This window comes from Roseobacter fucihabitans, from assembly GCF_014337925.2.
Taxonomy (GTDB): Bacteria; Pseudomonadota; Alphaproteobacteria; order Rhodobacterales; family Rhodobacteraceae; genus Roseobacter; species Roseobacter fucihabitans.
On sequence record NZ_CP143423.1, the window covers coordinates 1614155 to 1630134 of the forward strand.

4 protein-coding genes are annotated in these 15980 nt (G+C 59.5%); 2 read left to right on the forward strand and 2 right to left on the reverse strand.

From position 1 onward, the window contains the following. Nucleotides 1-79 precede the first annotated feature (79 nt). The gene (locus ROLI_RS07915; protein WP_338469251.1) at nucleotides 80-859 is read left to right on the forward strand and encodes a peptidoglycan-binding protein; all 780 of its coding nucleotides are present in this window, start codon (nucleotides 80-82) and stop codon (nucleotides 857-859) included. Nucleotides 860-1569: 710 nt separating this feature from the next. Then, on the forward strand, nucleotides 1570-12468 hold the full coding sequence (locus ROLI_RS07920; protein ID WP_187430850.1) for a hypothetical protein: 10899 nt from the start codon (nucleotides 1570-1572) through the stop codon (nucleotides 12466-12468). Nucleotides 12469-12470: 2 nt separating this feature from the next. On the opposite strand, the gene ROLI_RS07925 is transcribed toward ROLI_RS07920, so the two are convergent. Both ROLI_RS07925 and ROLI_RS07930 read right to left on the reverse strand, forming a co-directional pair. Continuing rightward, nucleotides 12471-13778 (reverse strand): HlyD family type I secretion periplasmic adaptor subunit, encoded by a 1308-nt coding sequence (locus ROLI_RS07925; RefSeq protein WP_187430849.1) that lies wholly within the window; start codon nucleotides 13776-13778, stop codon nucleotides 12471-12473. Then, nucleotides 13775-15970, reverse strand: coding sequence for a type I secretion system permease/ATPase (locus tag ROLI_RS07930; RefSeq protein WP_316247465.1), 2196 nt, complete (start codon nucleotides 15968-15970; stop codon nucleotides 13775-13777). The genes ROLI_RS07925 and ROLI_RS07930 overlap by 4 nt, the downstream gene beginning before the upstream one ends. Between the last annotated feature and the right edge of the window lie 10 nt (nucleotides 15971-15980).

The following is a 15980-nucleotide window of genomic DNA, read 5'->3' on the forward strand; positions in this document are numbered from 1 at the left end:
GCGTGATCACTACCAGCAAAATCGGTGGGTCGCAATTTCGACTTCACCCCATCCAATCAATTCAGAAAAGGGATTTCAAATGCATATTTCTAATAATGGTTTCAATAAACTCTCCGCGTGGATCCGCGATGAGATCACATTTCCTGGCCCCGTCGCGCGCGGCAAGCGCGGTATGGTCGCCAAACGTGTTCAAGAATGGCTATGCCTTCATCATCACCAGGTCGCCGTGGATGCCGATTTCGGCGGGGTGACCGAAGATGCGGTCAAGGATTTTCAACAGGCCCAAGGTATCAAAGTAACGGGGAGTGTGGACAAGGCAACACATGCGGTAATGGTGGCACCCATGATTGCGGTTCTGTCGATGCCAGTGACGGCGGGTATGACGCTTTCTCAAACCGCTCTGGCCTTTTCCAAGGTGCATCTGGCGCAGCACCCCCTGGAAGTGGGCGGGGCAAACGCCGGCCCTTGGGTGCGCCTTTATATGGAAGGCAACGAGGGAAGGCCCTGGGCCTGGTGTGCCGGTTTCACGAGTTTTTGCATGCATCAGGCGGCGCAGACCTTGGGGAAGAGCGTTCCGATCAGGGGGTCGTTTTCCTGCGATACCCTCGCCGCGCAAGCCAAAAAAGCGGGTCGCTTTTTGGCGGAGCGTGATGCGAAAGCGAATGGTATACCGGCGGGGTCGCTCTTTCTGGTGCGGCGGACCTCAACGGATTGGACCCATGTCGGCTTTGTCAGCGCCGCGCAGGCCGGCTCTTTCCAAACCATTGAGGGCAATACCAATGATGATGGGGACCGCGAGGGGTATGAGGTCTGCGCGCGCCGTCGGGGCTATGGAAAAAAGGACTTTATCCTGCTCTGATCGTTCTGAAGGTTGCAATGTGATGCACCACGTCTTGTGCGGTGGCATGTTGGCGCGTGGGCCTGCGCGCCATGCCGGGGCCGTTTTGGTAAAAGCAACGCTCTGGCTTGGACCAGCTAAGATCGCGCCTCTTGCAGGTTTTTGTTTTGCCAGTAGGCCCGCGTTTTAGACCCTGCAACCGCCGGGTGGTCCGCAGGTTGCTTTGGCGGATTGGGCGAAGCTGTGAGCGGCTCCGTTCGAGCCCGCATGTCGAACGTCTGACGATCCCCTACAGGGCCATCGCGTCTTGGCAAAACGCGCGTTAACGGCCTTGCGGCTTGTGCGGCCGACGCCCGGCCTACACCCCCAATTGCATTCACGCCCTGGGTCAGGATCGATCCTAACATTTGGCTCCCCACTGCCGACAGAATTGCGAATGACGCAGGGTTTGCGCAGAGGCGATTGCCTCCAGCTTGAGAACCCCGCGTCAAATCAATGCGATTAACCGAAAAAACCATTCAAATTTGATATGTATTCCATTAAATTGTATCAAGAACTTAAAGCGGGTTTTAGCGGACCTTTCGAGTGAAGGTCGCGCGGTCTGCAAGAGCTGAGACGAGGCGCGACGAGCCGAGCATTTTTGAGGGTCCGGATGGGATCAACAGATGGCCAGGCTGAGCAGCGCGACAATGGTAATCTGATGTTTTTACATCCTTATGAGGTATGTTCGGTTGAGCGATAAATTTGAAATTTCCGCAGAGACGACACAACAGGAATTGGCCGATATGATGGCCAGCTTCAAGGATGGGCAGGCCGATATCGATGTTGTGTTCATGGACGCCTCATCCAAGGCGGATGTGTATTTTCCCGAAGGCACCGTGATGTCCAAGCCTCTGTTGCTCGGGGATGATCTGCTTTTTGTGCAGCCGGATGGCCGTATCGTCGGCCTGCTGGACGGGGCAAAGGGTGATTTTCTGGTCACCGCCGACACGCTGAGCGTACCGTCCCAGAACATCGTCACCGTTGCGTTGGATCAGGCCGATTGGGAGACCATCGCTGATGCAATCGAGGTCAGCGTTTTCGCCCTGGCCGGTGCCGGGGATGGCCCGGCGGGCGGATCGGGTGAGCAGGATCCGGTCGAAATTGGCGATCCGTTGATTGGCATCGGTATTTCGCCACTGCTGCCCCCGACGGATTTCGCTTTTCCAGAATTTCGCGAACGCGATTTCGGGGTGGATGATGGCGCGGCCTTAACGGGTGAGCCGGATGTGCAGCTGGCCCTGTTGGGTGAGGCGCGTCTGATCGAGACGGACGCGGCGCTTGGCTTCCGCTTTGCCGATTACGTCGGTATCAGCGCGGGGAATGCAGCTGATGGAGAGCAGATCAGTGTGATCACCATCACGGTGCCGAACCTGCCATTTGGAACCACCGCAACGGGCGGGTCTTTCGTGTCCAACGGGGCCACGCAAACCTTTACGTTTACCGGCACACAGGCGGAATATGAGGCGTTGACGCTGAACTTCCCATCCGATTTCTCAAGCGAAAGCCGGGTGGACGGCACGCCGGGTGATCTGGACGTTGGCATCACGGCCACATCAAGCTTTGGCGGCAGTTCTGACGTGAATTTCCCGATCACGATTGAGGCGGAAGAAGACCTCGGCTTTGCGGGCACGGGTGTTTTGCAAGCGCTTGAAACGGATGGGCCGCTCGATGCGCCGCTCATTGTGCGCCCTGCGGATGCTTTGAGACCAATCGTCACGGATCCCGATGGCTCCGAGTTGATCGACAACGTTGAACTTGTTTTGAATGGTTTGCCTGTCGGGAGCGAGGTTTCATTCGATGGCGGGACGACGTTCGGGCCGGTTAACGGTCCCATCACTTTTACCGGCACGCTTGAAGAATATGAAAATTTGCAGGTGCGGCTGCCCAATGACTTCTCGACCACAAACCCGGATACGACCATCAGCGGCGTTCTGAGTGCCACAACCACCGAAGGCGGCAGCCAGACACGCCCGCTCGAGATTATTGTGCAGGCCGAACCCGATGTCGACATCGCGGCACCACCGGCAACCGGGATCGAGGATGGCGACGGGAGCGGCGTTACCGTCGATCTTGATTTGAACATTGCGATCAGTGACAGTGATGGGTCTGAATCCGACGCCTTGGTCAAGATTGATTTCACGAATATGCCGCCGAACACCGTCTTCAGCACGGGTTTGTTCAATCCAACTACGGGTCGTTGGGAGGGTACGCAGGCAGAAGCCAACGCGTTGAGCGTCACTTTCGAGGAGGATTTTTCTGGCATCATCACCTCCGTGATCACCGCCACGACTGATGAAGGCAGCGTGACATCCTCACAGACGATTACGGTTACCCCCACGGGTGATGTGGATTTTGCGCCTGGCAATATTCAAGAGGCTGAAACCGACGCGCCGGTGATCGTGAACCCAGCGGTCACCTGGTCCGTGAGTGTCAGTGATACTGATCCAGCGTTGCCACGCGAAGTGTTAGAGTTTGTGAGGCTTGAATTAACGGGCCTGCCCGCGGGCGTGGTTGTGCAGGGCGTGCCAGCAACAAACATCACCTATGACCCGGTTGCGGGTGGCGGTTTTACGTTTGAGGGCACGCTCGCTGAATACGCTGTGCTATCCCTTGAGTTTCCAATCGATTATTCGACCGGGCCGAACCCGATCACCGGCACGCTTTTTGCGCGCTCAAATGAAGGTGATAACCAAAGACCGGTCGAATTGGTGATCAGGCCGGAAGGGGATGCCGCAATCGACGTCTTGCCCTTTGCCGATCTTGTTGAGGAAGAAACCGCGCAGAGTTTCACGCTGGGCCAGCTTCTCGACCCGCGCGCGACCGATCTGGATGGGTCGGAGGAAATCGAAACGCTGGTTCTGACCATTACCGGTCTGCCCGGCGATACAACTTATACCCTGGCGGATTTTTCAGGCCTGCCCGCCAATGCTGCGCTCACCACAGCGGCGGATCAAACGCAAACACTGACCGCGACCTTTGATACCGCGACCGTGGGCGATGTGCGCGCGGCCTTCGCGGCGGTCTCCGTGTCTGTTCCGGCGGATTTTTCGACGGCCAACCGGGACGATGTGACAGGTGCCACGACCCTGCCAATTACCGTTACAGCCGCAATTACCACGGATGAGGATGCCCAGAACGGCGTGGATGGACCCGTGGATGGTCAGGTCACGGCATCAGCGCAGGTCAATGTCGGTTTCGTCAATGACATCGCCCTGACCGTGCCCCTGCGTGTGGATGCGCAGGAAGATGGCGGCGTCAATAACAGCAGCAGCGGTGTGCGTGTCCCGCTGGGTCTGAGCATTGCGATCACGGATGACGATGGCTCGGAAACCGAAGTGCCGGGCTCGGTGTTCAGCGCGGTTGTGACCATTGATTTTGGCAATCTGCCCGCAGGCACCACCGTCACCCAAGGCACATTATCGGGCGCGCAATGGACCGGCACGGTGCAGGAAGCGCGCGATCTGGCGCTGGATTTGCCGGGCAATTATTCCGGCACGCTCACCGCGGATGTAGTCGTCACCACCCTTGAGGGCAGCCAGAGCGGCAGCCAGGTGATCGTAGTCACGCCCACGCCCGATATCAATTTTGCGATTACCGACATTATTACCGCCGAAACCGATGCAACGGTCGAGGTGAACCCCGCCCAGGCCTGGCAGGTTTCGGTCGGGGCTGGAGAAACGCTGCAATCCATCACCCTGGAGCTTTCGGACCTGCCGCCCGGTGTGGTGATCCAAAACGTTCCGGCCTCAAGCGTTTCCTATGATCCCGCGACTGGCGGCACATTTACCTTCACCGGTACGCCTGCGGAATACGGCGCGCTGCGTCTGCAATTCCCGACGGATTATTCAACCGAATCTGTGACAGGTCCGGCCTTGCCCGGCGGTGCTATTACCGGAAACATCGCGGCGGTATCCTCTGATGGGACGGCCAATGTGCCCGTGACCCTGCGCATCACACCCGAGGGGGATGTGCGTATTGACGTCACCGCAACGGCGACGCTTCAGGAAACCGATGCCACGGTGGATTTCGCACCCTCCAGTTACCTCGCACCTGTGCCCACTGATGCGGATGGGTCCGAGACCGTGACGCAGGTGGATGTGACGTTCAACGCCCTGCCTTCGGGCACGCTGTTCTCGATCGATGGCGTGACTTTCACGCCGGCCTCGGCCACATTGAATTTCACCGGCACATTGGCACAATATAACGACCTGATCATCCGCCTGCCTGCGGATTACGCGACGCAATCGTTAAGCGGCGGGCTGACCGGCACCGTGGTCGCAACCACCAATGAGGGTGGTATCGCGACCGAGAGTTTCGACGTCACCGTGGCCCCGGAAGGGGATATCACGCTGTCGGGGCCGCGCACCTTGGTATTGTCGGAAAACGATGCGCCCGGTGTGGTCGATTCTGATACGACCTCGCAGGCCCCGCTGCAGTTCGCCCTTGCCAGCGCCTTGAGCGCCGTCGCCAGTGATGCGGATGGCTCGGAATCCATTGCGTTGGTCGATGTGGCCTTGACCGGCCTCCCGACGGGCAGCCAGATATCCTTTGACAACGGCGCAAGTTTCGCGGCCCTGACCGCCAGCACCTTCCCGCTGAGTGTGTCATCGCTTGCCGCCTATGAGGACATTATCCTGCGTCTGCCGGATGATTTTTCAACTGAGAGCCCGGCCAGCACAATTTCGGGGCAGGTCACATTCACCACCGATGAGGCCCTTCTGAATGGCGAGACCTTGAGCACCCCGAACGGCGGTGTGGCCTCTGACAATTTCTTCATCACCGTGACGGCTGAGGGCGATGTTGCCATCACCGGCTCCGAGCCGACCGTGATCGAAGACCTTGGCGCGCCGATTGATCTGGGTCTGGCCGTTGGGATCACCGACATTGATGGCTCAGAGGTCGCATTGGGCGGTGTGTCGGTCTCCTTCGCGGGGCTGCCTGCGAACGGGCCGACGTTGCTCTCTGATGGCACGGTCCTGACTGCGACCTCCAACATATGGACCGGCTCGCCCGCTGATCTTAGCAATTTGCAGATCGCGAGCCTGCCGCAGCATTTCTCCGGTGTGATCACCGTCACGCCGACGTTTGTGACCAATGAAACCGGCGCTGCGGGGCAATCTGCGTCCTTCCTGGTCAGCGTCACACCGGTCGCGGAGCCGGTTATTTCGTTGAGCGTGGATGCAAGCGAAGCGGCCGTCACGGCGGTCGGCACGGATAATTTCGTGGTAAAGGAGGATGCCTCTTTTCTGCTGGTGATTGAGGCCTCCACACCGGATATGGATGGATCAGAAGCGCTGCGTGATATCACGATTGAAAACGTCCCCGCCGGGTGGCTGCGGGCGGGCGACGGGGCGGTCAACCTGGCACTCTTCGAGCAGGGTGCGGGTGATATTGCGAGCGCAACGATCACCGGCAATACGCTGAGTATCACGCTCAATCCGAATGTGACCAGTTTTGATGCCGCCCTGCGCGTCACCCCTTTGGCGGATGATGACAGGGACGTTGAAACAGTTGTTGGCGACGATCTTTTGGCCACGGTCACGGCCGTGGATACTGCCGCCGGTTTGACGAATAACATCGCAACCGCACAGGATGGCGTGGATCTCGACGTGGATGCGGTCGTGGATCAGATTACCCTGTCCACGGTTAATCGTACCGAAAATGAAAACATCAATAACTTCAAATTCATTGATGCAGGTATCCGGCGCTTGTCGTTGCAGGACACGGACGGATCGGAACGTTTTGACGCCGTCACATTCACGGTCACGGTGGATACACAAAGTGCCGCTTTTGATCCGGCCAATGACGCTGATCTGTTTTTGAACTTTCGCGGTCGCAACCGTTTCGTGGATGTCACCAAGACCGATGCGGTGGCCGGCGATAATGTCGTTGCCTTCGAAGTTGCCCGCGCGTCCGGTGTGTCAGATGCGGATTTTGCGCAAGCTATCACGCGCATGCGCTTGCGCCTTCCTGAGAACTTCTCCGGCGTTGCCACTTTGGAGGGGGATGTCTCCTGGAGCGAAACCCGCACCGGGGACAGTGAAATCGACACGGGCGACAATACCGCCTCTCAGGCGTTCCAGACCGTCGTGACGGTCAGGCCAATAGCAGAAGCCTCGCTGGAAGCGGGGCTCTTTGTGACGGACGGCAATTTTGTCGCCAGCGGCAGCCTCGAGGAGATCATCCCCCAGGTTCTGGCGCGCCGCAATGATGCCTCCGTTACTGGCACTGAGACAGTGACCCTGCTGGAGAGCACAGCAGATGGCTCCGGCCCCGGACAGGTGCAGGCCTTCTTGCATCTGAATGCCGACACACCGGATACCGACGGTTCGGAGGCATTGAACACGCTGGTGATTTCCAATCTGCCCTCCTCGTGGATCGGGATTACGCAGACCGCGTCCAACGTCACGCTGACACAGGCGGATTTCTTTACGCTGGATGGCAGCGGCCCGATTTCCGCGAGCGAATTTGCCAAGATCGACAGCGCCGCCTATGACGCCAATACCGGCGAGCTGACGATTACCTTCCAGGCGGATGTGGTGTCGTTTGAGGGTGCCATCCCTGTCTACCCGGCGCTTTATGAAGATTATGACGTGGATCGCGGTGCGGGGGACCCGTTTAACGCGGATGGTACCTTCTTTGGGGGGGATCTGAACTTCGAATTGAACGTGACCGATGGCAATACGCTGACCACAGCAGATGTTGAGGCGGATATCACCATTGATGTTGATGTCGACCCGGTCAATAACCGCGGCCAGGTGATTTTGTTCCAAATCGGAAACGAGCAGGTCATTGATGATGCGGGCGGTGTGCTCCCCTTTGGATTCACGCCGTTTATTGATGATATGGACGGGTCTGAGACGATTATTTCCACGGTGCTGCGCGATATTCCCCGTGGCATCACGGTCTATGTGACCGATCCAGCCAACCCCACCGGACCCAAGGTCCCCGCCTTGCTGACCCGCCTGAACAGCGACGGTACAGCGGATTGGAGCCTTGAAAACGATCAATGGCTGGATGTGGAGCTCAGAGGCATCCCGCTGCATTTTGCCGGAAAAATCCCGATCGAAGTCGATATCGTGACGCAGGAAGCGGATGGCGGCGGTATTGGCAAGACCACGCTGGTCGATGTGAACATTGAGGTGACCCCCGTTGCAGATGGCGGTGATCCTTCCGAAACCATCAGCACGACCGAAGACACGGCGGTGCTGGTGCAATTGGATGGCAATATCATCGACAACGCCGGCAATTCTGCGGGCTCGCCCGAGAGCATTGCAGGTGATTTCACGATCACGAATGTGCGCAGTGACGCCGAAGGCCGCCTGCCGCGCTTCTTTGACGGCGCGCCCGATCAAACCGGCGTGGATGGCGCGGGAAATCCGCTCTACAGCAATGAGATTTTGCCGCAACCCGGCACGGTGGACACCTATCTGATATCGCAAACGCAAGCAGCGACCCTGTATGTGCTGCCGGGGCAGGACAGCAGCACTCTGGCAGGGCAACCCCCTGTCGTGTTTGATGTCACAGTGACCTATGTCGAGGATATTGACCCGCTGAACCCTGGCGATCCCGTCAACCCCCAAGCGCAGACCACGGCAACCGGCACCGTGACGATCAACGTCAAGGGCATCGCGGATGATCCGGTGGTGGATCTACAGCAAGCCGACCCCGATCAAACCTCGGGCGGCATTGCGGAATCGGACATCAATGCGGTCTACCTTCCAGGGCAGACAACGGATGGGATTTCGAATGCGGATTTGGTCTATGCCTATGCGGGCTATGACAATACCATATTTTCCCTGACCGAGCGGGTCAGTGATACGTTCTTGCAGAATGGGTTTGCGGGTGTCGCCGATCCATTTACCGCCGCTGATCCGATTACCGGTGCACGCAGTGAGATCACATTTACGGATGGTGATCCGGACGGTTCGGAAACGATCTACTTTTTGATCTCCGACATTCCCGCCGGCATCAGGTTTGCCGGGGGCACTCCGGTTGATCCAACCGCAGACAGTTTTGTCGTCTCACAGTCGCAGCTTAACACTCTGACCATCCGCCCGACGGAGGTCACCGAGCCGACCTATTACAATATGACGCTCAACGCGATTATCCTGGAAGCCGATGCGGATACAGCCAGCATCCCCAGTGTCGGGCCAGGGGTCAGCGTTCAGAATGTACTGGATGCGATCGAAGCCTTGCCGGGTGGCGCGGTGCAATCCGAGCCGCTGTCCCTGCTTGTCTTGCCATCGGGGAACTTTGTCGGGCCGGTTGTGTGTCCGCCGGATGATCCGCGCGTTCTGCCCGTGCCGGAATTCCGCTTGGTTGGTGTTGGCGAAGAAGACACGGCAAATGCCTTTCAAATCGAAATTGTGCCGAATGGTCCCTGGACGTCGATTGCTGATCTGACGAACCTGCCGCTTGGTGTTTCGGGCGACGTTGGTCTGGGCCTGAGCATCCCACCGGGTGCTACGCTTTCGGCTGATCCGGCAAGTGCTGTGTTGTTTGACCCGGTTACCGGCCAATATGTGATTGATTTCGCCCAATTGGGCGGCACCGGAACCGTGACTACGGGGAGCATTATCTACACGCCTCCGCCCAATGAATCCTCGCCCGATCCGTTTAACCCCGGCGAGACCCTCGGGACTGCGGACCCTTACGATGCGCTGCCGAATATCGAATTCACGACCGTTCTGAACAATTACACATGCAATGTTTTCTCCAGCGATGTGGGTGAGTTGCTGACGGTGATCAACCCCGTGGTCGATGGACCGTTGATCACCTTTAATGGCCCCGATTCTGTCCTGGAGGACACGAATTTTGCTGCCAATATCGACATATCGAGTGCGGATGGCGGCGAGCGCCAGACCGGTGATGTCATCGTCACGTTGGGCGGGGATACGGGCGCGCAACTTTTTGGTCCCTCTGGTTTGATCACACCGGATGGTGGCTCGGGCGCACAATATACATTGACGCCCGCCGATCTTGCAGGGCTCGAAATACGGCCCACGACCCATTTCAGCGGGGCACTGACGCTGAGCGTCACGGCAACAACACAAGACGTCGATAATTCCACGCTGACCAGTACCGTGACACGTACAATTGATGTGATCCCCGTCGCGGATACGCCGGTGTTTGATTACAATCCTGATCAGACGCCCACTGAGACCGGCCTGCCGCTGGTTACGGATCCGACCGGTGCCGTGCCGATTGTCACGATCGTCGAGGACAAGCCGCAGCTGCTCTCCGACATTATCCTGCCGGGCATTGGGCCGGATCAGGACGGCTCAGAAGCGGTATCCGCCGTGATTGGTCCGCTGCCCGACTACGTGGTGCTTGGGGGGAGTTTCATCAATAACGGCGATGGGACATTCACGGTGTCACGCGAGAATTTTGCAACGCTGACGATCGGCCTGAAGGATGAACACAGCCGCACACCGGACAGCCTGGATGCGGATATTCTGGCCGAAGTGCCGATTAACATCAGCGTGAATACGCTGGAACTTGCCAATTTCGACCAGGCATCCGCCTCGACTCAATTCATTCTGCGCGTCTTGCCGGATGCCGATAAACCTGATCTCACGGCCAGCCTGTCATCCCCCACCGGTGTTGAGGGCGACAACGCCGTCTATACTGTGGAGCTTGTCGGGCGCACACCCGACCCGCATGAAACGGTTTCCTTTGAGATCGAGGTGCCCGCGGGCGGCACGATTTTCCTCGACGGGGTTGCGCAAACCACGCCTGCGAGCGGCATCGTAACGATCCCGGGCGTGCTCAGCGGCTCTGCGACGGATCCGAATGGGGCATTCTTTGCGCCAGCGGGTGTTGTTACGTTCAACGCAGGTCCCGATTTTTCCGGAACAGCCGGTCTGAATGTGACCGCCGTCTCCACCGATACCAATGCAACCTATGGCTATACGGATACCGAGGGTTCCGATGTCTCGGCGCTCGGCTTTGCCATTACGCCGACGCCGGATCTGGCGATCACCATCACGGACCCTGTGCTCGAGGTTCAGGAATCCGATGCGCCGCTGAGCGTATCGCCGGCGTCCAACGTTGTGTTGCTGGTCTCTGACGCGGATGGCTCCGAGGTCATCTCTTCCGTGACCTTCACGCTGGCAGGGGTTCCTGCGGGCACTACCTATGATTTCGGCAATGGCCCGGTTTCAGTGTCCGGGACCTTGAATGTGACCCTCTCGGAGGCCGAATTCGCAGCCCTGTCGGTGACCTTCCCGGCCGATTTTGCCACCAACGCAACACCTCTGGCGGCCACCGTCCGTGCCACCACCAATGAGGGTGGCGATGTGACAGAGACCTTTGATCTCGCCGTATTGGGCGAGGTGGATATCGACCTGAGCACGTTAGTGATCCAGACGCCGCAAGACGCATCCAACGCCTATGACGTGCCGCTCGGCATCAGCGCCAGCGTGACCGATACGCAAGCGACGCCCTCGGAAACGCTGGACGAAGTGGTCGTGCGTTTTGATGCGCCGCTGGCAGGCGGGATCACCGCATCCGCAGGGGTATTTTCCCCTGATCGCCAAACCCTGACACTCAGCCGTGCAGCACTTGCGCCAGCGGATTTTGCACTGTTGGTCGCGGCCTTGGCCTTGACAGTGCCGCCGGGTTTCGCAGATCCGATTACGGGCACCGTGACAGCAACCTCCAATCACGGCACAACCGGGCCAGAGCCTTTGGATGTGACATTGGTGGTAAATGCGCCGCCCGTGACCCCGCTGAATTTCGACGTGGCAATATCGCCAACACTTGGCGAAACCAGCGTCAATGTCGCCGAGCCCGAACTGCTATCGGGAATGCAAAACACCGCAGGTATTTCGCTTGCGGCATCCGGTCCGAGTGATGTGCCTGTGGCTCCTACAGGTTCCGTGGTTGCCGGAGGTGGCGAGGCTGATGCGGGCGAGAGCCCCGCTGCACTGCTGGCGGGCGTTTCGGCGCCAGAGGGCATGAAGATGCACGATAGCGGCACAACCGCAACGGGCCCGGATGGTTTGACGCGCGTGGTTCTGTCGGATGTGACGGGTGATGCCGGGCAGGGCGGTACAATCGCGACCGGCACTGAGGCCGATGAGGCGGTCATCTGGGACGCGGTGGACCGGCCCTACGCGGGAATTGCCGAGTTCCAACTCATGGGCGGCAGCGATTTCGTGGATCTGCGCGGCGCAACGACGGGCTTCACCGTCGATTTGGGTGCCGGTGCGGATATCGCTATCGGTTCGGATCATGCTGACGTGTTGCGCGGCGGGCAGGGCGATGATCGCCTTGAAGGTGGCGGTGGTCTTGATACGCTTACCGGCGGTGCGGGGGCGGATGATTTCGTGCTGTCCTCGGGTCCGATTGATCTGGCCGATATCATCACCGATTTTGGGGCAGGGGACCGGGTGGACCTCAGCAACGCGATCAACGGCGTTGATGATATCGGCGCGCTTGCAAGCTATAATGCGGTGACCGGGGATATGGACGTCGGTGGCGTGACCGCGTTCAATATCGCCTCAGCAGGCGGCGGTATTCCAAAGCAGGTCGAGGTGATCTTTGAGGACAGCGTTGGCGCGGCCCAGACCGCCATCCTCTGAGATCAACGCTCGCGCAGGGCCTCAAGACGGGCCTTGCGCAGCGGCTTCAACAGATAATCGAGCACGGTGCGTTCGCCCGTGAGGATGTCGATTGACGCGATCATACCGGTGCGAATTTCATTGGTTTCATTGTTGCGCCTGAGCGTATTTGTGTCGGTGCGCACGATGATCGGGAAATAGGTCTCGCCTGTGGTCTCATCGCGTTCCGCATCCGCTCCGATGCGCACAACCGTGCCATCCAGCGCACCGTAGATCGTGAAATCAAAGGAGGTGAGTTTCACCTTGGCCGGTAAATCAAGCCGGATGAAGGCGATGTCCTCGGGGCGCACGCGCGCTTCGACCTCCAGCTTGTCCCCGGCGGGCACGATGCGCGCCACCTCTTCGCCCGGCGCAATGACCGAGCCCAGCGTATTGACGTTGAGCACGGAAATGATGCCACCGACCGGCGCGCGCAGGCTGGTGCGTGCCAGCACATCGGAGGCGCGTTTGAGCGTTTCGTCGATGATGCTAAGTTCGTTGAGTGTTTCGGAACGTTCCGCGTTGATTTCAGCGCGCCGGTTCAAGTTCAATTCCAACACGCGCGCTTCGGCTTCGCCAAGCGCGGTTTTGGCCTGTGCGCGTCGGCTCAGCACGCCATCGCGCTCTTGGCGTTTGACGGTGCGTTCGCGCTCAATCGGGATAATCTGTGCACGGGGTACGACGCCGGAATCGCTGCGCAGCTGGATTTCCTCATCCAGCAGCGTCAGGCTTTCGTCGATGCGGGCCAGAGAGCTGGTCAATTCCTCGATTTCCTGGGCGCGTTGGGAAACCTGCGACATCAGGATCGTGCGCTGTGACAGATCGGCGGCTTTGCGGCTGTCAAACAGCGCCAGTTCCCGCAGCGCCAACGGGTGATCGCTGGCCAGATCAAGGCCCGAGAAATCGGGTGCATTGCGTTGTAGGAGTTCCGCCTCAAGCCGCATGGCGCGGGCGCGCAGGGCATCGCGTCGCGCCGTGATTTCGCCCATGCTGGCAGCGGCGCCGATGTCATCAATGCGGATCAAAACCTCGCCAGCCTCGACGGTATCGCCTTCGGAAATCAAGATATCGCGGACGATCCCCCCCTCAAGGCTCTCGACATTGCGCGCCCGCCCGGAAGGGACGACAACACCCGTGGCGCGCGCGACGATTTCAACACGTGCCCAACTGGCCCAGGCGATGGCGAGCGCGGCAAAGGCCACCAGCAAGATCAGAAAGATCGTCAGAAACCATCCGCGCCCGGCGCGTGGGGCGGCGGGGTCCTGCTCAAAATTCCACTCGGACCCGCTCATGGCCTCGACTCCGGTGCAGGCTGTTTCAAGCGTGCCAGCACGTCATCCTTGGGACCGTGCTGTTGCACTTCGCCCTGCGCCAGAACCGCGACATGGGTTACAAGCTGCAAGAGTGCCATGCGATGCGTGGAAATAATCAGCGTCATGGGGCGGCGTTGCAGAGCACGTTCGACACCCGCGATGAACAGGGCTTCGGATTGCATATCCATCGAGGAGGTCGGCTCATCCAATATGAGGACGCGCGGGCGCGGTAGCAGCGCGCGCGCCAGCGCGACCATCTGGCGCTGACCGCCCGACAGGTTGCGCCCGCGCTCCGCGATCTGCATAGCAAAACCATCGGGATGGGCGGCGGCAATCCGGTCCACACCCGCATCACGCGCGGCGCGCAGAATGTCCTCATCGCGCGCGCCGGGCAGGCCAAATGCGATATTTTCAGCCAGCGAGCCCGAAAATAAAACCGCTTCCTGTGGCACCAGTTGCACCATGCTGCGCAGCGTTGCGGGGGCGATCTGTTGCGTGTTCAGACCATCCAGCAAGAGCAACCCTTCGCTCGGAGGCCACAGCCCCGCGATCACGCGAATGAGAGAGGTCTTGCCTGCCCCAATCGGGCCAATCACACCCAGGCGGCTTTCGGCGGCAATAGAGAGTGTGACGGTTTTGAGGGCGGGCAACACCGCGCCCTGATAGGTCAATGAGACGCCTTTGAGCTCCAGCGCACCCGTGCGTGAGGTCGTGTTGAGTGCACGCGGACGCGGGTCCGCATCGGAGGGTTTGTTCATCAAGGCATCCAGCGCGCGCAGGGTAGAGAGCGCGAAGCTCCCCCTGACGAATAAACCGGTTACGGCGGCAGTGGGGGCCAGCGCGCGCCCCGACAGGATCATGGCCGCGATCACGGCCCCCATGGTAATCTGGCCTTCCAGGGCGAGATAGACGCCGATGACGACGATCCCAATCGAGGAGGCCTGCGTGGCCAGCGCGGTGGCGGTGGTGGCGAAGGTCGCCAGATTGCGGCTTTGGGCTTGTGCCTGGGCGGCCTGCGCGCTCTGGATTTCCCAGCGTGCCTGCATTCTTCCCTGACCTGAAATCGCCTTCAGGGTTTCGATTTCAGCCACGGATTCGGCGGCCACGGTTGTTTTGGCCCCTCCGGTTGCGCGGTTTTTCTCCGAGGCACCGCGCAGCGGGCTCAGGATCAAAAGGCCCATGATCAACACAAACCCAAGCGCCACAGCCGGGGGCAGGGCGAGCGGGCCGCCGATATAATAGATCAGCAGAATGAACAGCACGGCAAACCCAAGGTCGATCAGATTGGCCAGCGTCTGTGAGGAGAAGAACTCTGCGACCTGCTCGTAATCCTTGAGCGTGTTCATCAAGGCCCCCGAAGCCGGGACTTCACCGTCCAGTTGCAGGTTGGCGACATGGCGAAACACACTCGCCGACACGCTGCGATCAACCTTGCGCCCAATGCGGTCGATGATCCCGGCGCGCACAAGTTTCAGGATGGCGTCAAAAACCAGCGCCAACCCCACACCGGCAACCAGCGACCAGAGCGTGATCAATGCCGCATTTGGAAACACCCGGTCATAAACATTCATGGTAAAAAGTGGCACTGCAAGGGCGAGCAGGTTGATCAGGATCGAGGCCAGGATGACCTGCGTATATTCCGGCCAGTAGGGGCGCAGGGCCCCCCAGAGCCAATGCCGCTCACCATGGGTTCGCGTCGTATCGGGCTGCAACTGCGCTTGTGGCTGAAGCAGGATCGCATGGCCGCAGTAGCTCTCCTCAAGGGCGGTAATCTTGGCGGTGACCGCCTCGCAGGATTGATTGGCCCGGAAAATCACACATGTGCCGTCCGGGTTGCGCCTCAACAAAACGCAGGCATCCTTGCCATTCAACAGCAAAACAACCGGCAGGCTCTCATCTGAAATATCACTCAGCCGGCGTCGCACCAACCGCGCAGGCATCCCGTTACGCTCGGCCGCAAAGACCGCAAGATCAGGCGTCAACCGGCCATCCGCTGGCAGGGCGAGCCCGTTTGTAAGCGTTTCAAGCGCCACATCCCGCCCGCAATGGCGCATGGCTTCCGCAAGGCTGGCCGCCAGAGGGTCTTGTGGGGGTGTTTCAAGCGCCCAATCGGGAACCGCCGCGTTTTGGGGCGCGGGGCCGGCTTCTTGTGGCACAACACGAGCGGACACATGGGCCGTG